This window comes from Pseudomonas sp. NBRC 111123 (genome assembly GCF_001320205.1).
GTDB lineage: Bacteria > Pseudomonadota > Gammaproteobacteria > Pseudomonadales > Pseudomonadaceae > Aquipseudomonas > Aquipseudomonas putida_J.
In genome coordinates, this window is the sequence record NZ_BCAZ01000031.1 from 26,075 (window position 1) to 52,161 (window position 26,087).

The 26,087-nt window shown below is 63.8% G+C and carries 21 protein-coding genes; 8 read left to right on the forward strand and 13 right to left on the reverse strand.

Annotation, left to right across the window (positions count from 1 at the left end; all coding sequences use genetic code 11):
• The first annotated feature begins 47 nt into the window (after nt 1-47).
• The 4 genes from APH27_RS16475 to APH27_RS16490 are packed head-to-tail and all read left to right on the forward strand — an operon-like array spanning nt 48 to nt 4,634.
• Nucleotides 48-1,349, forward strand: coding sequence for an MFS transporter (locus APH27_RS16475; RefSeq protein ID WP_060485370.1), 1,302 nt, complete (start codon nt 48-50; stop codon nt 1,347-1,349).
• 31 nt (nt 1,350-1,380) lie between these two features.
• Entirely contained in the window at nt 1,381-1,779 is a 399-nt protein-coding gene (locus tag APH27_RS16480; RefSeq protein ID WP_060485371.1) for a hypothetical protein, read from the forward strand.
• An 11-nt stretch (nt 1,780-1,790) separates the two neighbouring features.
• Nucleotides 1,791-3,821, forward strand: coding sequence for a pyrroloquinoline quinone-dependent dehydrogenase (locus APH27_RS16485; protein ID WP_060485372.1), 2,031 nt, complete (start codon nt 1,791-1,793; stop codon nt 3,819-3,821).
• A 60-nt stretch (nt 3,822-3,881) separates the two neighbouring features.
• On the forward strand, nt 3,882-4,634 hold the full coding sequence (locus tag APH27_RS16490; RefSeq protein WP_060485373.1) for an SDR family NAD(P)-dependent oxidoreductase: 753 nt from the start codon (nt 3,882-3,884) through the stop codon (nt 4,632-4,634).
• Nucleotides 4,635-4,687: 53 nt separating this feature from the next.
• Here APH27_RS16490 and APH27_RS16495 read toward each other — a convergent pair whose 3' ends face one another.
• The 7 genes from APH27_RS16495 to APH27_RS16525 form a co-directional block, all read right to left on the reverse strand.
• Nucleotides 4,688-4,966, reverse strand: coding sequence for a hypothetical protein (locus APH27_RS16495; protein WP_060485374.1), 279 nt, complete (start codon nt 4,964-4,966; stop codon nt 4,688-4,690).
• 73 nt (nt 4,967-5,039) lie between these two features.
• Nucleotides 5,040-6,893, reverse strand: coding sequence for a DUF1302 domain-containing protein (locus APH27_RS16500; protein WP_060485375.1), 1,854 nt, complete (start codon nt 6,891-6,893; stop codon nt 5,040-5,042).
• Between the two features lie 174 nt (nt 6,894-7,067).
• The gene (locus tag APH27_RS16505; RefSeq protein WP_060485376.1) at nt 7,068-8,252 is read right to left on the reverse strand and encodes an acetyl-CoA C-acyltransferase; all 1,185 of its coding nucleotides are present in this window, start codon (nt 8,250-8,252) and stop codon (nt 7,068-7,070) included.
• A gap of 21 nt (nt 8,253-8,273) precedes the next feature.
• The gene (locus APH27_RS16510; protein WP_060485377.1) at nt 8,274-8,708 is read right to left on the reverse strand and encodes a thioesterase family protein; all 435 of its coding nucleotides are present in this window, start codon (nt 8,706-8,708) and stop codon (nt 8,274-8,276) included.
• Between the two features lie 2 nt (nt 8,709-8,710).
• On the reverse strand, nt 8,711-9,874 hold the full coding sequence (locus APH27_RS16515) for an iron-containing alcohol dehydrogenase (protein WP_060485401.1): 1,164 nt from the start codon (nt 9,872-9,874) through the stop codon (nt 8,711-8,713).
• A 43-nt stretch (nt 9,875-9,917) separates the two neighbouring features.
• The gene (locus APH27_RS16520; protein ID WP_060485378.1) at nt 9,918-11,705 is read right to left on the reverse strand and encodes an acyl-CoA dehydrogenase C-terminal domain-containing protein; all 1,788 of its coding nucleotides are present in this window, start codon (nt 11,703-11,705) and stop codon (nt 9,918-9,920) included.
• A complete protein-coding gene (locus APH27_RS16525; protein WP_060485379.1) occupies nt 11,702-12,940 on the reverse strand; it encodes a 3-hydroxyacyl-CoA dehydrogenase in 1,239 nt (412 codons plus the stop codon). Before APH27_RS16525 ends, APH27_RS16520 begins: the two co-directional genes overlap by 4 nt.
• A gap of 100 nt (nt 12,941-13,040) precedes the next feature.
• Between APH27_RS16525 and APH27_RS16530 the strand changes: the two genes are divergently transcribed.
• Nucleotides 13,041-13,940: a LysR family transcriptional regulator gene (locus APH27_RS16530; RefSeq protein WP_060485380.1), complete on the forward strand. Its 900-nt coding sequence runs from the start codon at nt 13,041-13,043 to the stop codon at nt 13,938-13,940.
• A gap of 100 nt (nt 13,941-14,040) precedes the next feature.
• On the forward strand, nt 14,041-15,999 hold the full coding sequence (locus tag APH27_RS16535; protein ID WP_060485381.1) for an alkyl/aryl-sulfatase: 1,959 nt from the start codon (nt 14,041-14,043) through the stop codon (nt 15,997-15,999).
• Nucleotides 16,000-16,017: 18 nt separating this feature from the next.
• Here the strand turns inward: APH27_RS16535 and APH27_RS27210 are convergent, their stop codons facing one another.
• Together APH27_RS27210 and APH27_RS16545 are read right to left on the reverse strand one after the other, a co-directional pair.
• Nucleotides 16,018-16,206 (reverse strand): hypothetical protein, encoded by a 189-nt coding sequence (locus APH27_RS27210; protein ID WP_082435163.1) that lies wholly within the window; start codon nt 16,204-16,206, stop codon nt 16,018-16,020.
• 142 nt (nt 16,207-16,348) lie between these two features.
• Nucleotides 16,349-17,686 carry a DUF1329 domain-containing protein gene (locus tag APH27_RS16545; protein ID WP_060485383.1) on the reverse strand — a complete coding sequence of 446 codons (1,338 nt, stop codon included), beginning with the start codon at nt 17,684-17,686 and terminating at the stop codon, nt 16,349-16,351.
• 150 nt (nt 17,687-17,836) lie between these two features.
• Between APH27_RS16545 and APH27_RS16550 the strand changes: the two genes are divergently transcribed.
• Entirely contained in the window at nt 17,837-18,799 is a 963-nt protein-coding gene (locus tag APH27_RS16550) for a LysR family transcriptional regulator (protein WP_060485384.1), read from the forward strand.
• Here APH27_RS16550 and APH27_RS16555 read toward each other — a convergent pair.
• From APH27_RS16555 to APH27_RS16565, 3 genes are all read right to left on the reverse strand, one after another.
• Nucleotides 18,784-20,094 carry an MFS transporter gene (locus APH27_RS16555; protein ID WP_060485385.1) on the reverse strand — a complete coding sequence of 437 codons (1,311 nt, stop codon included), beginning with the start codon at nt 20,092-20,094 and terminating at the stop codon, nt 18,784-18,786. The two genes, APH27_RS16550 and APH27_RS16555, sit on opposite strands and share 16 nt — an antisense overlap.
• A 63-nt stretch (nt 20,095-20,157) precedes the next feature.
• Nucleotides 20,158-21,321, reverse strand: a complete 1,164-nt coding sequence (locus tag APH27_RS16560; RefSeq protein ID WP_060485386.1) for an acyl-CoA dehydrogenase family protein — start codon at nt 21,319-21,321, stop codon at nt 20,158-20,160.
• A gap of 15 nt (nt 21,322-21,336) precedes the next feature.
• Nucleotides 21,337-22,884 (reverse strand): AMP-binding protein, encoded by a 1,548-nt coding sequence (locus tag APH27_RS16565; protein ID WP_060485387.1) that lies wholly within the window; start codon nt 22,882-22,884, stop codon nt 21,337-21,339.
• Nucleotides 22,885-23,312: 428 nt separating this feature from the next.
• On the opposite strand from APH27_RS16565, the gene APH27_RS16570 reads away from it, so the two are divergent.
• A complete protein-coding gene (locus tag APH27_RS16570) occupies nt 23,313-24,518 on the forward strand; it encodes a GAF domain-containing sensor histidine kinase (protein ID WP_060485388.1) in 1,206 nt (401 codons plus the stop codon).
• A 64-nt stretch (nt 24,519-24,582) separates the two neighbouring features.
• Here APH27_RS16570 and APH27_RS16575 read toward each other — a convergent pair whose 3' ends face one another.
• Complete coding sequence (locus APH27_RS16575) at nt 24,583-26,058, reverse strand: PAS domain S-box protein (protein WP_060485389.1); 1,476 nt, start codon at nt 26,056-26,058, stop codon at nt 24,583-24,585.
• Between the last annotated feature and the right edge of the window lie 29 nt (nt 26,059-26,087).

Here is a 26,087-nt window from a genome sequence, read left to right on the forward strand (position 1 = left end):
CTAGTTTCTCGTCCCTGGATCGTCCCTATAACTACAAGGTGATGGCGATGCAAAAAGACACCAGTCTGTTGAAGAAAAAGCGTGTGTGGATCTACACGTTTCTCTTCACCCTGACACTGATCAACTACGTTGACCGAGTTTCGCTTTCGGTTGCCTCCAAAGTGCTCAAGGAGGAATTCGATATCTCGCCGGTTGCGATGGGCTACCTCTTCTCGTCCTTCGTATGGCTCTACTTTCTGGCCCTCATCCCCATGGGCTACCTTGTAGGCCGCTTTGGCCCTAAAAAGGTCAACGGCTACGGCATCGGGGTATGGTCGGTAGCCACTGCCTGCACCGCAGTGTCGACCGGGTTCATCTCACTGCTCACCTGTCGGCTCATCATGGGCATGGGCGAAGCCACCACCTACCCCGCCGGCGCGCGGGTCATCCGTGAATGGATGCCACTCAAGGAGCGCGGCATGGCCACTGCCGTCTTCCACAGCGGCAGCCTGGTGGGCCCAGCGATTGGCGCCATTGGTTTTGGTTGGCTGATCAGCGCGTTTGGCTGGCGTATCGCCTTTGTCGTTGCCGGCGCACTCGGCTTCATCTGGCTGGCCGCTTGGCTGAAGTGGTACAGCCATCCTGCAAAAGCCCCATGGCTTGACGATGCCGAACGCGCGGAAATTGCTGAGAGTAGTGTCTCATCCGGCGCCGAGCCGGCTCAGGCTGTATCCCTTGGCCTCAAAGGACTCGCGCGTTCCAGCAGCATGTGGGCGATTGCCCTGTCGCACGGGTGTGCTGTTTACGCGACCTACTTTTTCCTGACCTGGCTGCCGACCTACCTGCAGGCTGAGAAAGGCCTGACGGTGATGTCCAGCGGCATCTACACCGCCATCCCGTACCTTGGTGCGGCCATTCTCGCCATCGTCATAGGCCGCCTGAGTGACAAGGCGATGCGCCCAGGTGCCGCAGAACGTGGCCAACGGCGCCTGGTCGTGGCCTGCGTGCTGCTCGCATCTTCGGTGATTTTCCTGGTGCCGGCGATCGACAGTACGTGGGCGATTCTGTTCGTGATCACCCTGTCGCTGGCCACCTGCGCTTCAGCGATTTCCCTGAACCTCTCGCTGGTTAACGACCTGGTGCGCTCGGAAGACGATGTCGGCACAGCAGCTGGCTTTATCACTGCAGTCGGCAATCTCTTTGGCCTGCTGGCTCCGATCGTGACCGGCTATGTGGTCGCCGGCTCCGGCAGCTTCGCCCTGGCCTTCGTGGTAGTGGGCGTCTTGTTGGTGATCGGCGCAATCCTCTCGATGTTCTTTACGCGTCGCCCCATCGGGTTCGTCACCCCCAGCAATCAGGCTGTAGCTTGATTTATTAGCAAATGAAGGAAGCAGTAGTGTCATGAATCAACGTAGTAGTGTGTCCCGCAGCAACGATCTGGCCCAGCCTGGATGTGGCGGAAAATGGCGGCTGCCAACTGTCATATTGGCCTTGGCCCTGGGTGCTTTCGGCATGGCTCTGTTCGGCGGTGGGGTCTGGCTGATGGCTTTGGGCGGAAGCTGGTACTACGGCCTGACGGGCGCGGGGTGTGTGGCAACCGCTGCCTTGCTGTGGAGGCAGAGACGCGGTGCCTTGCATTTGTTCGGCGTGATCTGGGGGCTGACAGTGATCTGGGCCCTGTGGGAGGTCGGCCTCAACTGGTGGGGTCTGGTACCACGCCTTGTAGCCATGACCGTAATCCTGCTGCTGATCCTTATCCTGTCGCCGGCACTGCGCCGCGCCCCCCGCACTGCTGCGTAACGAGGTCTGTCATGTTCACATCCGTCAAATGCGGTGGCGCGCTAGCCATTGCGGTTTCTTGCGCTTTGCAGATGCAGTTCGCTCAGGCTCAGGACGTGCCGCAAGTCGGCAGCGACTGGCCGTTCTACGGTGGCGATCACAATGCCCAGCGCTTCAGCCCACTCAAGCAGATCACACCTGAGAACGTTGATCGCCTTGAGCGCGCCTTCGTCTACCACACTCGGGATCTACCGAACCCAGGCAGCCGCTATTCGCCGGAAACAACGCCAGTAAAGGTGGGCAACGATCTGTTGATGTGTTCTGCCAAGAACATCCTAATCTCGATCAACGCCGCAACTGGACAAGAGAACTGGCGCCATGACCCGGGCGTACCGGATCAGGCCATTCCTCACGCAGCAGCCTGTCGAGGCGTCGCGGTATATACCGCCCCGCAGCTCCCCGAAACCGCCCAATGCCGCAGCCGCGTTGTCGAGGCCACCCTCGACGCGAGGTTGGTCGCGGTCGACCTGCATACCGGTGAGCCTTGCAAAGACTTTGGACAAAATGGCGCGGTTGATCTGTGGGAAGGTCTGGGTAAGAAAGTCCCCGGCTGGTACGCAGTAACGGCACCGCCCGCCATCGTCAACGGTGTGATTGTCACTGGTGCGCAGATTCGGGACGGCCAGGATGAAGATGCACCCTCAGGTGTGATTCGCGGCTATGACGCAGTAACGGGAAAAATGGCTTGGGCCTGGGATCTGGCTAACCCGGCCAACGTTCATGGCCCAGCTGAAGGCAGCACCTACACCCGTGGCACGCCGAACATGTGGACGGCAGCAGTTGGCGATGAGGCGCTTGGCTATGTCTATCTGCCGATCAGCAACTCGTCGATCGATTATTACGGTTCCAACCGCAGCGAAGCCGAGAACAAATATTCCACCTCATTGGTGGCAGTAGACGTAAAAACGGGTAAGGACGTCTGGCACTTCCAGACCATCCGCCACGATGTCTGGGACTACGACCTGGGCAGTCAACCGACCATGCTGGATTACCCGGGCAAGGATGGGAAGCCGGTACCCGCAGTGCTGCTGCCGACCAAGCAAGGTGATATCTACATCCTGGATCGCGCCACAGGCGAACCGCTGATCCCTATCGGAGAGGTGAAGGCCCCGAAAGGCGGGTCTGTGGAGCCAGACTTCCTGGCCGATACTCAGCCCACCTCCGAGTGGCACACCTTGCGCAAGGCCCCCAAGACCGAAGCAGACATGTGGGGCTTTTCCCCGCTTGACCAGCTGATGTGCCGTATTCAGTTCCGCCAGGCGAACTACGAGGGCTATCTAACGCCGCCTTCCGTCGATCGCCCATGGATTCAATACCCTGGCTACAACGGCGGTTCGGATTGGGGCTCGGTGTCCATCGATCCCGTGCGACGGCTGTTGATTGCCAACTACAACGACATCCCCAACCTCAACCAGCTGATCCCGCGAGAGCAGGCTGACAAGATGGGGCTTAAACCTATCTACGCGCCGAAGCCTGACGAGACGGCCTTGAACAAGGCCGGCAGCAAGTCAGGTAAAGGTGAAGGCGGCGCCTCGACTTATCCGCAGGTCAACGCACCGTATGCGATCAGCGTAAATGCCGGCTGGCGTAACTGGGGCACCGGCGTGCCGTGCTCGGCGCCACCCTACGGTGGAATCCGTGCAGTCAGCCTGGACACCGGTAAGACCGTATGGGACGAACCTCTGGGCACCGCGCGTCGCAACGGCCCGTTCGGCATCCCGTCGCACCTGCCACTCAATATCGGCTTGCCCAACAACGGTGGCACCGTGACCACGGCGGGCGGGCTGACATTCGTTGGGGCTGCAACTGACAACCTGTTCCGCGCCATCGACACGGCCACCGGTGAAGTGCTGTGGGAGGACGTGTTGACAGTGGGTGCGCAAGCCAATCCGATTTCCTATGAGGTCAACGGCGAGCAGTACGTACTGGTTTCTGCTTCTGGTCATGCCTTTATGGAAACCGGAACCAGCGACGAGATCATTGCCTACAAGCTACGCAAGTAAGGCCAGCGTCGGGGCTCGCCAGGGCCCCGTCTTGGAGCTATTCGACAGAGGAGAACAACCATGGATCTAGGTCTGAAGGGTAAACGCGTTCTGGTCAGTGGCGCATCGCGGGGCATTGGCCGAGCAATCGTCCAGCTCTTCCTCGCCGAAGGCGCGCACGTTGCGTTCTGCGCTCGCGGTGAAAAGGGCGTGCGCAACGCCCAGATCGAGTTTGGTGAGCACGCCTCGGGCACTGCCGTAGACGTCACCCAACCAGAACAGGTTCGTGCCTGGGTAGAAAATGCGGCGACGCGCTTGGGCGGGCTCGACATTGTCATTCCAAACGTTAGTGCCCTGGCCGGGGGAGATGATCTGCAGACCTGGCGCCGAGCTTTCGATACCGACCTGCTGGGCAGTGCCACGATGATCAAAGCGGCGCTGCCTGCTCTGCGCGAGTCGCAAGCAGCTTCGGTAGTCTTGATCTCGAGCGTATCGGGCCGCGAGGTTGATATGTTCGCAGAACCCTACGGCATCTTGAAGGCCGCCTTGCTTCACTATGGCAAAACCCTGTCGGTTCGCCATGCAAGCGAGGGTATTCGAGTCAACTCGGTATCCCCTGGCAACGTGTACTTCCCAGATGGTGTATGGGGTGACATCGAGCGGGAGCAGCCCGAAACCTTTGCCAAATGCCTGGCTGAAAATCCCATGGGGCGTATGGCTACGCCGCAGGAGGTAGCCAGGGCCGTGGTTTTCCTGGCCAGCCCTGCTGCCAGCTTTACAACGGGCACAAACCTGCTGGTGGACGGTGGACTCACTCGTTCAGTGCAGTTCTGAGCACATCACGCCGGGCAGGTTAATGGAGGGGTCAACATGATGAACCGCTACATCTACGAACACTGCCCTTTCTGCTGGTCACCGGCGCTGAAGGCCAGTGGGTCTAGCGCCGCCGCGCGGCCTTCGGTCAAGCTCAGCGGTGTGGCTGCCCGGCCGATGCCACGGGTGGGCGATACCTCACGGGCGTGGCGCATCGACCCGCGCAAGTACGGTGGCTGAAAGGCATTGGCCTGGTTGATCCGCAACGCCGGCGCCGCAGGAAACCCCTGCATCACACCCTGCCCGGTCGGTGCACAGACCGCCAGGGTTGGGGCCAGGGCACCGGCCAGCACCAGGGCGATACCCGTCAGGTTGGCGGATGAAGGGGCATGCTGCGCTTGGACATGACCTTGCTCCTTGGTTGCCCTAGAAGTTGACGCCCACGCTGAACGCCACATAATCGCGGTCGCCGCGGGTGCCGTAATCGCCGTCGAGGTAATCGGTATAGGCCAGGCTGGCCCAGTACTGGCTGGCCAGGCTGACGTCCACGCCCAGGCTGATCGAGCGAGAGCCTTCGTTGAAGGCCGAGCTGTCCGCCGGTGAGTAACCCTTGACGTCATGGGCCCAGGCCAGGCCTGGGCGAATGTCCAGGCCTTGGATCAGGTTGGGGTAGCTCCAGGTCGCGCGCAGGCGGTATCCCCAGGAAAAGGGTGTGACAAAGCCTTCGTCGTTGCAGTCGCCCGGGCTTTTCGAGATCGCCAGGCACAGGCTGTTGTCGGCCAGTTCGCCGTTGCCATAGGCACCGGAGCGGCCATAGCGCGGCCCGAAACGCCCCTCCAGCCCGCCTACATAGGTGGCGCCCACCTCGCCCATCAGCAGTAGCTGGTTGGCGCCCATGACTTGGCTGAACGCCTGCACGGCCGATACCTGGGCCTGGGTCACCTCCTTGCGCCGGTAACCGTCGAAGGGGGTGTTGTCTGTGGCAGGGCGCAGGCCGTTGGCGTTGAGCGGGCTACGGCCGGGGGCATTGAGCAATGACTGCAGCACGTCATTGCCGTTGAGTTGCACCGGCACGTTCGGCCGGTAGCTCAGTTCACCTTGCACGGCGGCGCCGTTGCGCAAGGTGGTAGCGAAGGTCAGGCCGTACAGGCGGATGTCCTCGGGGTATTGCGCCCGGTATTGCGAGGTGCCCATGCGCAGCGCGCCGGCCAGGGTCTGCCCGTTGCTGGACGCAAGAAAAGCCCCGCAATTGGCCTGTGCCACACCAACATTGGCGCACAGTTCACGGGCAAAGCCCGTATTGGCGTAATAGCGGCTGCTGACCGTACCCAGGTAAGGCGAACGGCTGTGGTAATTGGCTGCGAACAGGCCGAGCTCGGTATCCAGTGGCTCAACATACCAGTGCAGCGAAAAACCCCATTGGCCACTGTTGCGTGCATCCTGGTCGGCGCCCCGGGGCACGCGCACGCCCTCTTCCGTCAGCGTCACACCAAACGGGGTCAGGGCCGGCGACACGGCCGGGTTGGTCACCATCTGCCCGCCGACATCCAGCCCCTGGCAGCCTTCGGGCATGAAGTCGTTGCCGGAAAAGAACGTTGCGCAGTTCTCCAGCCGGGTCTGCTCCCAGTCCAGCTGGTAGAAGGCATCGAAAGACAGCGCCTGGTTGAGGTTCTGCGTGACATACAGCAGGTTGACGGGCGCCAGGGCGTCTTTCACTTCCGACCCTGGCCGGCGCAGCGCAGCCTGGTTGAAGGGGTTGATCACGTTCAGCCCGCCTTGGATGAACAGGCTTTCTCCCCAGTTGACCACCTGTTTGCCCACCCGCAGCGAACCGGGCTCACCGCCAATGTCGTAAAGGCCATAGGCAAACGCATCGAGCAGCTCCGCCCCCGCGGTTTTCGCCGAAACCTGGCGGTTGCGGTCGTCGATGTCGACGGCCCGCTGGCTGTGGTCGCGCTGCGCGGTGTCGTACCAGTAGGTGCCACGCAGGAATACACCCATGCTGTCGCGGCGCAGCTCCAGGTCATGAGTGCCTTTGAAGATCGCCGAAAATATGTCGCCCGAGCGGTAGTTGCGCCGCCCATCGTTGCCATTGGCCGACTGCAACTGCTGTTTGTCGGGGTTGGCAGTGCTCACGGCGGTACTCAATGACAGCGCCGAGTCGAAACGCCCTTGCAGCGTGCCAATGTCGAATTGAACGCCCGCAACCGGGGTGGCGAGCAGGCAGCACAGGGCCGCCAGCGGCGCCTGGCGCCGGCAGAATAGAAGGGTTGCGCTCACTCTTAACCTCTTATTGTTTTATTCGAGAGGGAAATGATGGGTTCAGCGCGGACGCGCCGGCCGCCCAGGCCGGCGGTGTCGGTGACGAGCAGTATCAGGTAGGTTTGATTACGCTCACAAATAGCGTCTTCGGATCAATGCCATGCCGGTTCGTTATGGCTTGATGGCGGTGCTTCAGAGCACTTCGAACAAGCCAGCCGCGCCCATGCCTCCGCCCACGCACATGCTCACCACCACGTAGCGAACCTTGCGACGGCGGCCTTCGAGCAAGGCATGCCCGACCATCCGCGCACCGCTCATGCCGTAGGGGTGGCCGATGGCAATGGCGCCACCGTTGACGTTGAGCCGCGCCGGGTCGATGCCCAAGTGTTCGGCGCAGTAGAGCACCTGGCAGGCGAATGCCTCGTTGATCTCCCACAAGCCGATGTCTTCGATCCGCAACGCGTGGCGCGCCAACAAACGCGGTATCGCCAGCACCGGGCCAATGCCCATTTCTTCCGGGGCCAGGCCGACCACCGCCATGCCCCGGTACAGCCCCAGCGGCTGGCAGCCTGCGCTTGCCGCCCGGGCGCCGCTCATCAACACACAGGCGCTGGCACCATCGGACAACTGGCTGGCATTGCCAGCCGTCACGCAGCCGCCCTCGATCACCGGTTTCAGTGCCTCAAGGTCCGCCAGCCGGGTGTGCGGGCGGTTACCTTCGTCCTGGCTCAGGTGCACGCGCTCGTGGGACTGGATACCAGTGGCCTTGTCGACGACCTTGCGCTGCGCCGTGACTGCCACGATTTCATCAGCGAACAGCCCGGCCGCCTGCGCTGCCGCTGTTCGCTGCTGCGACAGCAAGGCGTAACGGTCCTGGGCGTGACGGTCGATACCATAGCGTTTGGCGACGTGCTCGGCCGTGTGCAGCATGGGCATATAGGCGTGCTCGCAGAGGCGCCGCACCGTGGCGTCCTGGGCAGCATTGGCGGCCTGCATGTGCGCCTGCTGCACCAGGCTGATCTGCTCCTGCCCGGCCCCGACCACCACGTGCATGCCCTCGCCGCGGATCTGCTGAGCGCCGATGGCAATGGCCATCAGCCCTGAGGCGCATTGGCGGTCGATGGTCTGCCCGGCCACCGACTGCGGCAAGCCGGCCGCCAGGGCCGACAAGCGCGCCGGGTTGATGGCGGCGGTTCCGCTTTGCATGGCGGTGCCCATTACCAGGTCCTCGACTTCGCCCGGCTCAACGCCGGCGCGCTCAACGGCGGCGCGGATGGCAACGGCGCTCATGCTGGGGGTGGTGAGGTCGTTGAACGCGCCGCGCCAAGCCTTGGCGATGGGCGTGCGCGCGGTGGATACGATGACGGCGTCTTGCATGAAACGGCTCTCCTTGGGCAATTACACCGGCAGCAATCTTTCGTAGGCGCTGCGCAATTTGGCGGGAACAGTGACCGGGCGGTTGTTGCGGCGATCGACGAACACATGGATGAAACGGCCAGCGGCGCAGGCCTCGGGCTCGTCCTCGACAAACACGGCCAGGGCGTAGTGCACCGAGCTGTTGCCCAACCGTTCGACAGCGATGCCCACCTCGATGCGTTGTGGGAAGGCGACGGCGGCGAAATAGTCGCAGGCGGACCCGGCCACGTAGGCCACCACCGGGTCGTGGTGGATATCGAGGCCGGCGTGCTCGATCAACCAGGTATTCACGGCACTGTCGAAAAACCCGTAATAAACGACGTTGTTCACATGCCCGTACAGGTCGTTGTCGTGCCAGCGCGTGGTGATCGGTTGAAAATGACGGTAGGCGCCGCGCAGCGGGCGTTCCCTGGCCATGTTCAAAACGCCGCCTGATAGAGGGCCAATGCGTCGTCGAGGGTGACCTTGCGCGGGTTGTTGACCAGCAACCGTTGCTGTTGCAGGGCATCCTCGGCCAGCAATGGCAGGCTGTGCCGCGGCACCCCGACATCTCGCAGCCGGCTGGGCAGGCCGCAGCGTGGCGCCAGCTGCCCCAGCTCATCGATGAACTGGTTACACAGCTCATGCGGGTCGCCAGGCACCAGCCGATCGCCCAGCAGTGCCGGAGCCAGGGCGGCATAGTCGGCGAACGCTTCGCGGCGGTTGAAGCGCATCACGTGGGGCAGCACCAGCGCATTGGCCAGCCCGTGCGGCACGTGGTAACGCGCACCCAACGGGTAGGCCAACGCATGCACCGCCGCCACCGGAGCGTTGGCAAATGCCTGACCGGCCAGGCAGGCGCCCAGCAGCATGGCCTGGCGCGCCGCCAGGTTGCCACCGTTGTGCACGGCCTGATCAAGGTTGCTGGCCAGCAGCGCCAACGCTTCGCGGGCCAGCAGGCTGGACAGGGGGTTGCGCTTGTACTGGCTGGTGGTGGCCTCAATGGCATGGACCATGGCATCGATCCCCGTGGCGGCGGTGATCGTCGGGGGCAGGCCCAGGGTGCGCTCTGCGTCGAGCAACGCCAGGTCGGGCAGCAACAGGGGCGAAATCACCGCCATCTTGGCCGCCTCGCCGGTGGTAATCACGGCGACGGGAGTGACCTCCGACCCCGTCCCGGCGGTGGTCGGCACCTGGATCAGCGGCAGGCGTTGGCCTTTGGCCTGGTCGATGCCGTAGACCGCCTCCAGGGTCTGGTCACAGGCCGGGTGCGCCAGCAGCGCCACCAGCTTGGCGACATCCATGGAGCTGCCGCCACCAAAACCGACAATCAGCTCGGCGCCGATATGCCGCGCCCGGCCGACGGCAGACAGCACGCAGGCATGGCTGGGGTCGGCGCTGACCTCGCTGAAGATCGCCACGCTCAGGTGCGCCTGGGTGAACCCAGGCAGCACGTCATCAAGCATGCCCAGGTTGACGATGCCTGGGTCGGTCACGATCAGCACGCGGCGCACGCGGCGTTGCTGGCACAGCTGCGCCAGGCGTCCGGCGGCGCCGGGTTCGCAGAGCAGATGGGGGGTGGTGGCAAAACTGAAAGGCTGCATGTTCATGTTCCTCTTGTTCTTGTGGGTGAACAGCGGGGCCAGGTCAAAAGGCAAAGTGCGCTTCATCCAGGCTCATCAGGCACTGTGCGCCGCCGCGCAAGGCCTCGCAGTGGGCACTGGCGCGCGGCAGCACCCGCCGCCAATAGAAGGCTGCAGCCTGCAACTTGGCCTGGTAGAAGGCGCTGTCCTGGCTGCCTGCGGCCAAGGCCGCGCTGGCGGTTTCGGCCGCCCGAAGCCACAGCGCGGCCAGCAGCACGTAGCCCGAATAGGCGAGAAAATCCACCGACACCGCGCCGATTTCCTGCGGGTCACAGCGGCAGGCGTCGAGCACTTCGGCGCTCAGGTTGCGCCATTCCTGCAGGCGCTGAGCAACCGCCTGGGCCATCCCGGCCAGCGCGTCAGCGCGGCAGTTGCGTGCCGCTTCAAGCAACTCATCAATCAGCAGGCGCAGCTGTTCGCCACCGTCGCCAAGCAGCTTGCGGCGAATCAGGTCCAACGCCTGAATGCCATTGGTGCCCTCGTACAGCTGGGTGATGCGGCTATCGCGCATCAGTTGCTCCATGCCCCATTCGCGGATGTAGCCATGCCCGCCGTACAGCTGCACGCCCAGGCTGGCAGTCTCCTGGCCGACGTCGGTAAGGAAGGCCTTGACGATGGGGATCAACAACGCCGCCCGGCGCCCGGCGGCCGCCTGCACCTCAGGCTGCAAGGCGCCGTGCTCCAGGTCCAGCGCTTGGGCGGCAAAGGCCGCCAGCATGCGGCAGCCTTCGCTGAGGGTTTTCTGGGTCAGCAGCATGCGCCGCACGTCAGGGTGGCAGATGATCGGGTCGGCACTGCGCTCGGGCGCCACCGCCCCTGCCAGGCTGCGCGACTGCAAGCGCTCGCGGGCATAGGCCAAGCCACCCTGGAAGGCCGCCTCGGCTATGCCCAGCCCCTGCAGGCCGACCTGGAAACGCGCATCGTTCATCATGGTGAACATGCACGCCAGGCCCTGGTTGGCCTCTCCCACCAGCCAGCCACGGGCGCCATCGAAATTCATCACACAGGTCGCCGCGCCCTTGATGCCCATCTTGTGCTCGAGCGCGCCGCATTCGACCGCATTGCGCGGGCCCAGCCCTCCGCCTTCGGTACATTCGAACTTGGGCACCAGGAACAGGCTGATGCCACGCACACCGGCCGGCGCATCCGGCAGGCGCGCCAGCACCAAGTGGACAATGTTGTCGGTGAGGTCCTGGTCGCCGCCGCTGATGAAGATCTTGCTGCCGCTGATGCGGCAGCTGCCATCGCCCTGCGGCTCGGCACGGGTACGCAGCAGCGCCAGGTCGGTACCGGCCTGCGGCTCGGTCAGGCACATGGTGCCGGCCCATTCGCCGCTGACCAGCTTGCCCAGGTAATCGCGCTTGAGCGCCGCGCTGCCATGCCGGTGCAAGGCCAGCACGGCGCCCTCGGTCAGGCCGGAATAGATCCGAAACGACAGCGACGCCCCCATCAGCATTTCGTGAAAGCACGCCGAAACCATTTGCGGCAGGCCCTGGCCGTCATGTTCCAGCGGGCCGGTCATGCCACCCCAGCCCTGCTCCACATACTGCCGGTAAGCCTGGCGAAAGCCATCCGGTGTGCGCACGTTGCCTTGCTCCAGGCGGCAGCCCTGCTCATCGCCCTGGCGGTTGAGCGGCGCAACCACTTCGCCGGCAAAGCGTGCACCCTGCTCAAGAATGCCATCGATGGTTTCGCGGTCCAGCTCATTGCCCAGGCGGGCACAGTGCGCCGTCACATCGAACAGTTCATGCAGCACGAAGTGCATGTCACGCTGGGGGGCTCGGTAGTTCATGCGCGGCCCTCGCGGACGTCGGCCAACTGTTTACCCTCAGCCACCAGGCTCATCAGCAACCCGGCCGGGCGCCAGTGCTCGCCGAACAGGCCCTGCAAGCGTTCCAGGCGTGCCAGCAGCAAGCCCAGCCCCTGCTGGTCGGCCCAGCGCATCGGCCCGCCGACCTCGTGCGGGAAGCCGTAGCCATTCAGGTAGACCCGGTCGATGTCAGCGCTGCAGCTGGCCACCGACTCCTCAAGTATCTTTGCCCCTTCGTTGACCAGCGCCAGCACGCAGCGCTCACGGATTTCCTCGTCGTCGATCTGGCGCCGACGCACGCCCAGGTCATGGGCAACCTTGAGCACCAGTGCATCGACGTCGGGGTCGTGCACCGCCTCACGGCTGCCAGGGGCATAACGGTAGTAACCCTGGCCGGCCTTCTGCCCGAAGCGCCCCAGCGCACACAGGCTATTATCGACCTGGGCCAACGGCGCCTCCATGCCTTTGCCAGCCAGCTGACGCGCCCGCCACTCCAGGTCGATGCCGATCACGTCGTACATGCGAAACGGGCCCATGGCCATGCCGAACCCTTGCAACGCCTCATCCACCTGCCGCGGCGTGGCGCCTTCGAGCAGCAGCTTGCGCGCCTCACCCACATAACTGGCGAGCATGCGGTTGCCGATGAAGCCTGGACAGTTGCCAGCCACCACCACTTCCTTGCCCATGCGCTGCCCAAGGGCCTGGGCCGCCTCGAGTACCGCAGGCGAAGTGCGCCCCCCGCGCACCACTTCCAACAGCTTCATCACATGGGCCGGGCTGAAGAAGTGCAACCCGAGCACCTGTTCGGGCCGCCGGGTGACGGCGGCGATGGCGTCGATGTCCAGTGCCGAGGTGTTGCTGGCAAGGATGGCGTCGGCCTTGAGCGTGCTGTCCAAGGTACGGAAGATGGCCTGCTTGAGCGCCAGGTTCTCGTACACCGCTTCGATCACCAGGTCGGCGTCGGCGAGGTCATCATAAGCCGTTACCTGGCGCACCCGCGCCAGGCAAGCGTCGGCCTCGGCCTGATCGATACGGCCCTTGGCCACCTGCTGTGCCCAGGTTTGCGCGATCATCGCCAGGCCGGCTTCGGTGGCGCTGGGGTCGTTGTCCAGCCACAGCACCGCAAGGCCTGCATGGGCCAGGCTGATGACGATGCCGCGGCCCATGGTGCCGGCGCCGATCACCGCCGCCTGCTGAACGTTGTAGGGAGTACTCACGGGTGACGCTCCTGATTCGAGGTGTGAAGGCATTGCCCTCACCCTAGTCAGGCGCCTACTATTTTTGAAATTCTCATTTTCCATCCCATGTATTTTTCGCATGAATATAGCCAACTTCGACCTTAATCTGCTGCGCGTTCTGGACATGCTGCTGCGTGAACAGAACGTGTCACGCGCCGCCGAACGCCTGGCGCTGACCCAGCCGACGGTGAGCAATGCGCTGGCGCGCCTGCGCGACCTGCTAGGCGACCCGCTGCTGGTGCGCGTGGGTCGGCGCATGCGCCCCACCCCGCGCGCCTTGGCCTTGGAAGGCCCGATTCGCGCGGCATTACTGCAGATCGAACAGACCCTTGGTGCCGGCGACAGCTTCGACCCGCAGCTCAGCCACCGCCAGCTGCGTATCGCGCTCACCGACTTCGCCGAACAGCTGTGCATGCCAAAGTTGCTGACCACCTTGCAAATCCAGGCCCCGCACTTGCGCGTGGATGTGCTGCACCTGACGCCCAATCTGCCCGCCGAAGCCCTCGATCGCGGCGAACTCGACCTGGTGCTGGGGCGCTTCGATGAGGTGCCCGCGCGCTACGAGCGGCGCCACTGGCGCAGCGAAACCCTGCGCGTGGCGGTGCGCCAGGGCCACCCCGAAGTGGATGGCACCCTCGACCTTCAAGCGTTCCTCGCCCTGCGCCACTTGTGGGTGCACGGCGGCCAGACCCGTGGCATGGTCGACCAATGGCTGGGGGAACAGGGCCTGGCCCGGCGCATCGTGTACACCACGCCCAATTACCTGCAGGCCGCGCACCTGGCCGCAAGCTCCGACTTGTGCGTGGTGCTGCCCACCGCCCTGGCCCGCCATTTCGCCCGGCTGCTGCCGCTGCAGGTATTCGACCTGCCGTTCGCCCTGGAGCCCTTCCAGCTGGAGCTGTTGTACCTTGCCCATCGCCAGCACGACCCGGCACTCGCCTGGCTGGTGGCGCGCATCATGGACATTGGTGCCGGCTGAGCCATTGCATTTGGGCATGGGTGGCCATGCAAGAGTGGTATTGGTTCGCCTGCGAGCTGTGTCCTTAGAGTGTTCGTCTCAGAACAACAAGGACCACCCCATGCGCCTACGTACACTGCCCTGCCTGCTGGCATTGGCCCTGCCTCACACGGTGCTGGCCGACGGGCCGGCCAAGGACGCCAGCGACCTCACCCGCCAGAGCAATCAGCAATGGTTGCAGCGCCTGCCCTTCGACGACCGCAGCGACTTCGACAATGCCCGCCGCGGGCTGCTCGAAGCCCTCGACCAGCCCGTGGTCAATGCCGACGGCAAAACCGTCTGGAACCTGCAGCGCTATGCCTTCCTGAAAGGCGAGGCACCGGCCACGGTCAACCCGAGCCTGTGGCGCATCGCCCAGCTCAACACCCTTGCCGGGTTGTTCAAGGTCAGCGAAGGCATCTACCAGGTGCGCGGCCTCGACCTGGCCAACATGACACTGATCGAAGGCGAGCGCGGCCTGATCGTGATGGACCCGTTGCTGTCGGTGGAAACCGCCAGGGCCGGGTTGGCCATGTACTTTCGCCATCGCCCGCAGCGGCCGGTGGTGGCGGTGATCTATACCCACCCGCACGTCGACCATTTCGGAGGGGTGCGTGGGGTGATCGACGAGGCGGACGTCAAGGCCGGCAACGTGCAGGTCATCGCCCCGCAGGGCTTCTTCGAACATGCCATCAGCGAAAACGTGCTGGCCGGGCCAGCAATGAAGCGCCGGGCGCAGTACATGTACGGCGCGCCACTGCCACGCGGGCCACGCGGCCAGGTGGATGCCGGCCTGGGCAAGGGTGTGCCGGCCAATGCCACGATTAGCCTGATTGCCCCGACCCGGCTGATCGAACAGCCCTTCGAGACCCTGCGCATCGACGGTGTCGACATCGAGTTCCAGCTCACCCCTGGCACCGAGGCGCCTGCGGAAATGAACCTGTGGTTCCCACAGTTCAAGGCCCTGTGCATGGCCGAGAACGCCTCCCACGTGCAGCACAATGTGCTGACCCTGCGCGGTGCCCAGGTGCGCGATGCCAAGGTGTGGGCGCACTATCTCGACCAGTCGCTGTTGCGCTATGGCGAGCAGGCAGAAGTGGTTTTTGCCCAGCATCACTGGCCGACCTGGGGCGGCGCGGCGATCCGCGACTACCTGGCTGATCAGCGCGACATGTACGCCTTCATCGACAGCCAGACCCTGCGCCTGATCAACCGCGGCCTTGGCCCCACCGAGATCGCCGCCGCGCTGACCACCTTGCCGCCACGGCTGGCCAGTAAATGGTACAGCCGCGACTACTACGGCTCGCTCAGCCATAACGTTCGGGCGGTGTATCAGCGCTACATGGGCTTTTACGACGGCAACCCGGCAACGCTCAACCCGTTACCACCGAGCGAGGCCGGCGCGCACTACGTCAAGGCCCTGGGCGGCGCCGAGCGGGTGCTGACCCTGGCCCGTGAGGCCTACGGCAGCGGTGATTACCGCTGGGTTGCCGAGCTCACCCGGCACCTGGTATTCGCCCAGCCCGACAACAGCGCAGCGCGCGAGCTGCAGGCCGACGCCCTGGAGCAACTGGGCTACCAGAGCGAGAACGCCACCTGGCGCAACGCCTACCTGACCGGTGCGCAAGAGCTGCGCAACGGTGTGGCGCCGGCCGCCAGCAAAGGCGGCAGCGCGGACGACCTGGTACGCGCCCTGACCCCGACGCTGTTCTTCGATTACCTGGGCGTACGCGTGGATGCTGCCAAGGCCGCCGAGCAGGACCTGACCATCAACTGGCACTTCACCGACTTGAACGAAGACTACGCCCTGACCCTGCGCAACGGCGTGCTCACCCACCGCGACCACACCCGCCACGGGCAGGCGGATGTCGAAGTGAAAATGAGCAAGGCTACTCTGGACCGCATCGCCCTGAAGCAGACCGGCTTTCTCAAGGAAGCGACAGTGGGTGATATCGACATCAGTGGCGAGCGTGTGAAGTTCATGCGCTTCATGGCAGGGCTGGACGAGCCGGACGGCCGCTTCAATATCGTCACCCCCTGAATCACCCACAGCGCCGCCCTAAAGCGAGCGGCGCAACCACACGCTCAGCACCAGGCCCGCCACCACCAGGGCACAGAGCAGCACGCCCCAGGCGGCTGCGTGGCCCTGCTCGCGATGCAGCATGCCCAGCCCTCGGCGGTACACCCCGCGCTCACGGGCCCGGCCCGGCAGCGCCAGCAGCGCCGCCATGCCGGCCAACATCCACATTGCGCTACGCCAGGCGAGGCACGCTGCCAAGGAAGGTACGCTCATTGGCCAGGGTAAAACGCGGGTCGGGCGCCTTGCCCTGCCCCAGCAACCAGCGCTGCCAAGGGGTATGACGGTGATCGGCATTTATCAGAGCCCTGTGTCAACGCAGCCCTTGGCTGCGCAATGCGCCGGGGGAGAAGTAGGAAGCACTGGTGCGCACGTCGAAGGCGTACGGCCTTGGCTGCTCGTTGGTCAGGCCAGACAGCTGGTAGCGGCCACTGCGCAGGTCGTAGATCGCCTCCATGGCGTTGACCAGCGCCTGCCCGGTCACGTGGTAGTAGCTGTGGGCCTGGGCGGTGCGCCACACTTGGCCTTTATGGTCAAAGAAGTCCGCCTCGAGGATGGCCCAACTGTCCTCGTCCAGGTAATAGCGGCGGCTGGCGTACAGATGCTTCGCCCCAGGCTTGAGGGTGCCCACCACCTCCCACACCCGATGCAGCTCGTAGCGGGTGGGTTGCGGGTTGACGTGCCCCGGCCCGATCAGCGCAGCATAACCGAGCAGGGGCGAAGCCAGGCGATAGCTGTTGTACGGCACGTGCAGGACCTTCTTGCCCACCAGGGTCCACTGGTAGAGGTCCGGGGCGCCGTTGAACATGTCGCGGCTGTCGGCGGTGCGCAGGCCGGCCGTGCCCGGGGTGATGCTGTCGTAGGCCAGCGCCGGCGCGCGCCGCACCCGCCGCTGGCTGCTGCTGTACAGCCACGAGAGGCGCGGCTGGGCCACCTGATCGAGGGTTTCGTGCAGCACCACGGCATCGCCCGCCAGGCGCGACGGCGCGGTCATGCGGTAACTCAGGTAATACAGCACGTTGCCCGCTTGGCCGCCTTCCAGTACGTCGGGGCGGACGAAGTTTTGTTGCAGGCTCATCGTCGCGAAGCGCCCATCGCCACGCGGGGTGATGCTGTCCGAGGCCAGGCTGTAACTGCCGTTGCGCGGCCGGGTGAGGTGGTTCCACAGCACCTGCAGGCCATTCTCGGGCCTGGGGAATGCCACTACGCCGGCAAAGCCTTCCACACCGTTGCCGTCATTGACCAACCGGGCACTGGCCGCATTGTACCGGGCCCACTCGGCCACGGGTGGCGGCACCGCGACACTGCGGTGCGAGGGATACACCGGCAGCCGGAACGACTGCGGGTAACGCTGCATCAAGGCCACCTGTCCCGCCGTCAGCTGCTCCCGGTACTGGGTGTAGTTGCGGGCGGTGATCACATACAGCGGCTGCTCATCGGCGTACGGGTCCAGCGGCGTACCGTTGACCGCCAACGACACTTGCCCCGCCTGCAGGCCGCCGTTCCAGGCCGGTATGCGGCCATCGCTGCTGGGGCCGCGTTCAGCACCCACCGGCGTCAGGTCTGCAGGCAGCGGCGTGGCCCCCACGTACAGGCTCAGCAGGCTGGCGTTGACAAACAGTAAGCTGCGCATCAGGGCGAATGGTTTCATCGGGCTTGGCCTCTTGTTGTTTTGGTGTCCAGGCCGGGCTTGCCTTGGCACGCCCTTTCGGGGTGATACTAGGAGCCGCGCTTCGAACCCCACAAATAACGTGTACGGATACGTGCCATATCAGTTCGGCATACCCTTGGAACCGCTCCGATGACCCTGAAACAGCTCCGCTATCTGATCGCCATCGTCGAAGCCGGCAGCTTCTCTTCGGCTTCACGTCGCGCCTACATTGCCCAGCCGGCGTTGAGCCGGCAGATCAGCCTGCTGGAAAGTGAGCTGGAGATGCAGCTGCTCGACCGCCAGCACGATGGCATTGCCCTGACCGATGCCGGGCGCCAGCTCTACGAAGTGGCCCGTCAGGTGGTGCAGAAACTCGACTCGGTGAAGGATGAGCTGAAATCCAGCCGCGGCGACCCCAAGGGCCACGTGGCCATTTCCATCCCGGCCACGGCCGCCGACCTGCTGCTGCCAGAAATCGTCAGGCGCGCCGAACAGCGCTTCCCCGGCGTGAGTCTGACCGTATGGGACGGCCTCAGCCGTGAAGGCGGCCAGGCTATCGAGCTGGGCAAGGTGGACTTCGGTGTGGTGCCCAATGCCGAAGAACTCGACCATGTGGAGGCCGAACCCATCTTCACCGAGGCGCTGTACTGGGTCGGCGCATCAGCCCCTGGCACCCCCGACACCATAACCCTCGCCGAAGCCGCCGCCACACGGCTGGTGCTGCCGCCCAGGGCGCTGCACCTGCGCCGACGCATCGAGCAAGCCGCCATGGAAGCCGCCGTACCCCTGGTCGCTACCTACGAGCAGCAATCGGCACCCGGTATCGCCAGCCTGGTGCGCGCCGGCCTGGCGGCGACCATCAGCAACTGGCCGCCGCTGAGCGTACTGCTCGAACCCACGGCGGCACGGCGCATCGTCGCCCCCCCCATCAGCCGCACCATCGCCTTGGCGCACTCCCAGCACAAACCCCTGTCGTTCGCTGCCGGTTGCCTACGCGACCTGGTGCGCAGCGTGCTGATCGACCTGGTCAACAGCGGCCGCTGGCGGGGCGAACTGATCGGCAAGGAGGCCGATCCGCTGGAGTCGGTGCTCGGCGTTCAGCTGGCGGTCTGAGCGCGCGCCTGCCTGCCAGCGGCAGCAGACTCGCGCAGGCGCTGCTGGGTGCGCTGCGGGTTCATGGTGGCCAGGCCCACCAACCCGGCCACCACCAGTACCGCGCCGCATACCAGGAAGCCCTGGGCATACCCTGCCGGGTGCTCGCTACCCGCACCGTGGACCAGCAAGCCGGTCACCACCGGCGCTGCCAGCCCGGCCAACGAGGCGATGCCGTTGCCCATGGCAAGGATGCCGCCGCGCTGAGCCGCCGGGGTGAACTCGGCGAGCATTGCCGGGCCCACGGAGTACATGACCAACGCCAGGCCACCACTGAGGGTCAGCGCCGCGACCCTTGCAGCCGTGCTCAAGCCAGGTAGCATCAGCGACGCCGACAACAACCCGCCCAGTATCAGGCACACCGAAACGAACACGCCGCGTGCCACCCGTGACGGCACGCGGCGCCCCATCAGGCGCTGGGAGAACCAGGCCAGCAGCAAGCTCAGCGGCGTGGTCACGACCACGAACATGATGAAGATGCGCCCGGTCTGCAGCGGGTCGATACCCAGGCCCACCTGCAGGTAACTGGGCACCCAGGTCAGGGTGAGGGCCAGCGACCAGTTGGCGGCGAAGTGGCATACATAGTTGCCCATCACGCTGGGGTCGCCCAGCAGCCTGCGATAGGGAATCGCCGGTTCATCGGCCTTGAGCTGGCTGGCACGCAGGCGCTCCAGGGTGCCCTCCTGGCCCAGCCGCCACCACAACAGGCACCAGACCAGGCCGATCAGCGCAAGGATGATGAAATTGGTGCGCCAGCCGTAATGCAGGCTGACCCAGGGAATCATTGCGCCCGCCACCAGCAGGCCCATGGCACTGCCCGCATGCAGCAGGGCCACCGGCAGATTGCGCCGGTCGTTGGGGAACCATTTGTACAGTGCATGGGTGGCGACCGGTGATGCCGGCCCCTCACCGATGCCCAGCAGCACCCGGCAGGCGACGATGGTCCACAGTGAGGTGGCAAACAGCATCGGCAGCTGGATCAGCGCCCAGAACAGGCCCATGCCCAACAGCAAGGTGCGGGTGGGTCGCCGGTTGGCCATAAAGCCACCAACCACGGCGGAGATCGCGAAGAACCAGTGCAAGGCGCCGCCGATCAGGCCGAACTCGGTGGCCGTCAGGCCCAGTTCGGCGCTCATCGGCACCGCCACCAGGCCGATCACCACCTTGTCGAGAAAGTTGACCAGCATCAGCAGGGCCAGCAACGCGGCCACCAGCCAGGCGGTACGGGGGTTGGGCAGGGAAGAATCCGCAGTCATGGCGAGTACTCTTGTTATTGTTGTGGGGTGTTGCAAAAGGCCGCCGCAAGGGCGGCCCGTCGTTCAGGCAGGCATCAGCACGCCTTTGGCGATGGTGTTGCGCTGGATCTCGCTGGTGCCGGTAAGGATACGCATCATCCGCGTGGCGCGGAAAATCCACTCCACCGGGTGGCCCTGCAGCAACCCCGCGCCGCCGTGCACCTGCACCGCTTTGTCGGCGATGCGGAAGGCAGCCTCGGAGACGAACAGCTTGCACATCGGCGCCTGGGTGCGGATATCGCCCCCTGCGTCGTTCACCTGGGCCGTGGCGTAGACCATGCTGCGCGCAGCGTGCAGCTCGGTGGCCATGTCGGCGATCATGTGGTTGACCGCCTGGAACATGGCGATCGGCTGGCCGAACTGCTTGCGGCTGCGTGCATGCTCGATCGACAGGTTCAGCGCCAGGCCGGCCATGCCCAGCAGGGTCGGGCAATGCAGCAGGCGGTTGAGGGTGATGCGCCCCATGGCCAGTTTGAACCCCTGCCCCTCTTCACCGATCAGGTTGGCCGCGGGCACGCGCACCTGGTCAAGCACGATGTCGCCGTGGGCACCGCCACCGGACATCACCGAGTAATCGCTGTCGATTCGCACACCCGGGCCGTTGAGGTCGACGAAGAACGCCGAAATGCCCTGGGCGCCCTTCCCCGGCCCGGTCACCGCCAGCAGCACTGCCAGGTCGGCGTAGGTGGCGCCAGAGATGTAACGCTTGCTGCCGCTGAGCACATAGTGGTCGCCGTCGCGGCGGGCCTGGGTGGTAATGGCGGTGGCATCGGAGCCGGCCTCGGCTTCGGTCAAGGCAAAGCACACAGCCTTTTCAGCGCGGCACACTGGCTTGAGAAAGGTCTCGACCTGGTAGGGGCTGGCCACCTTGAACAGGTGGCCGACCCGCGGTGGCCCCGACAGCTCGCCCAATACGTGTGAGGCAAGCATGGAGCCTGTCAGCACCGTGGCCTCCTTCACCGCGCACAGGTCGGCCACGTTCAGGCCGGCCCCGCCCATGCTTTCGGGCAGCATGACGGTGTACAGGCCCTGCTCGCTGGAAAGCTTCCACACCTGCCGCAGCACCGGCTGGGGGTGCGGGCGCGCCCAGTCCAGCTGTGCCTGCTGTTCCAGCGGGCGTACCTGATCGCGGACGAAACCCTCGATCGCTTCGATAATCTGCGCAGCCTTTTCACTGGGTTGATACATGGTGATGCTCCCTGGTCAGATACGACGTTCGCTGTGTTGCCAGTAGTTGTCCCGGACCAGGCGGCGCACCACCTTGCCATTGGGGTTTTTCGGCAGTTCGCTGACAAAGTCGACGCCGCGCGGCTTCTTGAAACCGGCCAGCGCCCGGCCGCAACGCTCGATCAGTTCGGCGGCCTCCAGTTGCGCCCCGGGCTTGAGCACGACCACCGCGCGCACCGCTTCACCCCACTGCGCGTCGGGCACGCCGACCACCGCCACCTCGAACACCTCGGGAAAGCCGTAGATCACCTGCTCCACTTCGCTGGGGTACACGTTGAAACCGCCGGAGATGATCATTTCCTTCTTGCGATCGACGATGAACACGTACCCCTGGGCGTCGACCGTCGCCAGGTCGCCGGTAAGGTAATAGCCGTCGCGCATCACTTCGGCGGTGAGCGCCGGGGCCCGCCAGTAGCCCTGCATCACGTCGGGGCCCTTGACCACGATCTCGCCGACTTCACCCGGGGCCACATCCTCGAACGCCTCGTTGACCACTCGCAGGTCGGTCTCGAAGTAGCACCGCCCGCAGGAGGCCAGGCGCCGATAATCGCCGTCTTCCACCAGGTGGTCCTGCTCGGTCAGTACAGTGACCAGCGAACAGGTTTCACCGGCGCCGTAACCTTGCGCGAGAATCGGACCGAACAGTTCGATGGCCTTTTTCACCAGGGCAGGTGCCATGGGCGCGGCGCCGTACATGACCAGCTTCAGGCTCGACAGGTCGAAGCGTTCGACGCCGGGGTAATTGACCAGGCGGTTGATCATCGCCGGCACCAGGAACAGCCGCGTCACCCGTTCGCGCTGGATGGTCTCCAGCAACAGGCGGTCGTCATAACGGTCGAGCAGCAGGTTGCAGGCGCCTACCGCCAGCAGCGGCATGATCTGCATACCGCTGGCATGGGTGATGGGCCCCACATGGGCCATGACGTCGCCTGGCGCGGAGCGCCGTGTGGGGCTGGCAATGCTCTTGCGCACCAGCGCCTTGCGGTTGCCGAACGACAGCATCGCAGCCTTGAGCACACCGGAGCTGCCGGAGGTGTAATGCAGCACGGCCAGCGCATCGTCGGCCGGGTCCAGGCCTAGCGGTGCCTCACTGCCGCGCTCGAGCAACGCGGCATAGCCCAGATCACCGCCCTCGCCTTCCAGTACGATCAGCTGGCGTAGCAGCGGCAACTCCGTACGCCGCGCTGCCAGCGCCTGGGCAAAACGGGCATCGGTGATCAGTGCAACGCTGCAGGAGTCTTCCAGCACCCGCACCACTTCATCCACTGACAGCCGCGCATTGATCGGCACCTTGACCATCGCCGCCTTGTACAGCGCCACTTCCGCTTCGACCAGCTCCACGCGGTTGGCGGCGAGAATCGCCACATGCTCGCCGATACCCACGCCCAGCGTACCCAGCGCTGAGGCCAAGCGGTTGCTGCGGCATTCCAGCTGGGCGTATGTGACGCGCCTCTGGCTGTCCGCCACGGCGATGTGGTCCGGCCAATAGCGGGCACTTCGGGTAATGATCGTTCCAAGGTTCACGTTGTTGTTCTCGTCGACAGGAAGACATCGACGATGCTAATCAGCTGTGCGCGTGCAGATGAAATACAAGATTCAGATGTGGGCCATAACGTTATTGGCTGGCGTAAGGCCCAGACATGCTGGGGCTGGCGAGTGGTTGGGATCTGGCAGTCATTGTGTGTGGCAGCATCGTTTCATGAGCGAAGCGATTTCGACCCTGGCGGATACCACCGTCCCAACGCTCTGTGGTCAGTGGCGGCCTTCAGATGTCCGCTATGGGTCCAAAGCAGCCTGTCACCACTGACCGCTACCGACCCGAAGCTGTGGTGGGTCGATGGCGAACGAAAGGGTCAACGCTGGCGTTCACCTGCCTAGCGTCCAGATTCATTGTTAAAACCGGGCGCTTACGCTTTAATTCCAATTTGCCAGTCATCCAATCGGCGACATTGATGCCTTATCCGTCTGACTTTTCACTCGACATCAGTACGATCGCCAAGATCGAGGCTGTGCCGCTTATTCTCAATATGGTGAAGCATATTACCGGCATGCGCTTCGCGGCGATTGCGCGTGTGACCGAGACGAAATGGGTGGCTTGCGCCGTCGACGACTCCATTGATTTTGGGCTTCTACCTGGCGGCGAGTTAGTGCTGGAAACGACGATTTGCCATGAAATTCGTCAGCATCGCCAACCCGTTCTATTCAAATATGCCAGTGAGCATCCGGTGTACTCCACCCACCACACCCCTCAGACCTACGGCCTGGAAAGCTACGTCTCCATTCCGATCACCCGGACAAACGGAGATTTCTTCGGGACGCTCTGTGCTATCGATGAGGTTCCGGCCCATTTTGATGAAGATGCGGTGTGCAAAACCCTAACGCTTTTTGCGCAGTTAATAGCCGTTCAACTAGACGTTGTGGCGGAGCTAGAGACCAAAGCCATCGAACTGGCCGATGCAGCTGAGACGGGCATCTTTCGCGAGCAATTCATTGCCGTACTGGGACATGACCTCCGCTCGCCACTGAGCGCTATCAGAATGAGCGCCGATCTGTTGGAGGCTAAGCTTCCCGCCGGTCGCGAGCAGAAGCTGGCCACTGCTATACGACAAAGCTCGCAGCGGATGAATAACTTGATTGAAGATGTCCTGGATTTCTCCCGAGGAAAGTTGGGGGGAGGTATTCCGGTCAAGCGGACGTTGGTGGACAACCTGGGTGACGTCTTTATTGCCGTCATCAATGAAATCATGACGAGTCATCCCACCGTCAACATCCATCATCAGGTGATGATTTCACCTGGGGTTTTTTGTGATGCCGGGAGAATGGGGCAGTTGCTCTCAAATCTGTTGGGCAATGCAGTGGCTCACGGTGCGCGTGATCAGCCGATAGAGGTCATCGCAAGCATGCAAGAAAAGCATATAGTCCTGTCAGTGATGAACCATGGCCCAGAAATTCCCGACATTTTGTTACCGCTACTGTTCCAGCCGTTCAAGAGGTCGGCTGGTGGTGGTCGCGGAGAGGGCCTGGGGCTTGGTTTGTATATCGCCTCTCAAATTGTGACCGGTCACAACGGGACGCTATCAGTCACCTCTACGTCTGCGTCCGGCACGCGCTTCGTAGCGAGGTTTCCTGCCACCTTGGAGTGGATGAACGCGGACTAGAGGTTGAGTTCCTCCACGAGGTTAAGCCAAGCTCCTGCGGCTGTTGGGCGCCAGACCACGATGGTTACCCTGCAAACAACCTTCGTTCCCGAGCCCAGACTATCGCCTCACTACGACTATGGACGTCGAGTTTGGAATAAACGGTGGACACATGGTTGCGTACGGTGTTGAGCGCCAGGTTCAACCGCGCAGCGATTTCTTTGTCGGCAAGGCCTTCGCAAATGAGCGCCAACACGTCACGCTCTCGGCGCGTAAGGTCGGTAAACGATGCATCCGGCAAACGACCGGTATTCCTTCGTTTCGCGTTGGCCAATTTCTCTATCAGGGTTTGGCTGAACCACGACGCATCCTGCATGACCGTCTCGATCGCCTCGACCAACTCCAGTTCTGAACGCTTGCGCTCGGTGATATCCATCAGTACGAGCAGGTAGCAGGGCGAGTCTTGCAGGCTAACGCTGTCGGCCTGCAGGACACAGTCGAGTCGTTCATCGTTTTTTTTGCGCAGTTTCAGGTCTAGCGCTTCGATACGGCCTGTCTTTTCCAGCACGTCGAATACCTGCGACATGACGCGCCGATCGTCCATGAACTCTATTTCAGCCACCGTTTTGCCGATCAGCTCCTGAGCGGTGTAACCCAGCGTGTCGAGAAAGGCTTCGTTGGCATCAATAAGCTGCTGCCTGTCGGCGCTGCACAACAGGGTAGGCACCGGGCTCAGGCGAAACGCCTTGGCAAAGCGTTCCTCGCTCTGACGCAGGGCATTTTCCGCCTTGCGCCTGGGCTCAAGGTCGGTGAAAGAGAACAACATGCAATCTTCCTCATGCATGTCCAGAGGTTGCCCGGCCACGATGACCAGCTTCGTGCCGCCATCCGGCAAGCGCAATTCGGCCTGCATCTGCGGGATGGTCGCACCCTCTATGAGCCGCTCGATCGCCAGCTCCTTGCGCTCGGCGTTTTCCAGCACATCCACCTCATAGACAGTCCTGCCGATGACGTTCTCCCGGACATGGCCGGTCATCTCCAGAAAACCTTGATTGACTTTGATAAAGCGTAGATCGCTAAGCCGGCAGATGACTGCAGGGGCCGGGTTGGCGTTGAAGGTTTTTTCGAAGCGCTGTTCGGCGCTGGCCCATTCAGTGGCATCGGCGATGATCAGCACCAGCGATTCAGCATCGCCCTTGCTGTCCGCCAGCACCATGCTGCGCACCCGGTGTACCCGGCTGCGCGCCTCCTCATCGCCAACGGGCGTAACCTCAACCACCACGTCGCTGAACACTTCCCCAGCAGCCACACGAGCAATAGGGTACTGCTCGGCTTCAAGCGGGTGGTTGTTGCGGTAGCGCAGGGCGAAGCGCTCGCGATAAGCCTCAGCGTTGCTACCCAGCAGCTCAAGGCTGTCGACGTCATGCATGCGCAGGGCCGCTTCGTTCGCCCAGATGATCGATTGGTCGACTTCCAGCAGGATCACACCATCGGACAATCCGGCGATGATCTGCTGAAGTTGGCGGCGGTTGGTCTCTCGGGCGAGCACGGCGTCGCTCATGGCGGTTCTCCATTGCGCAGGTAAGTCAT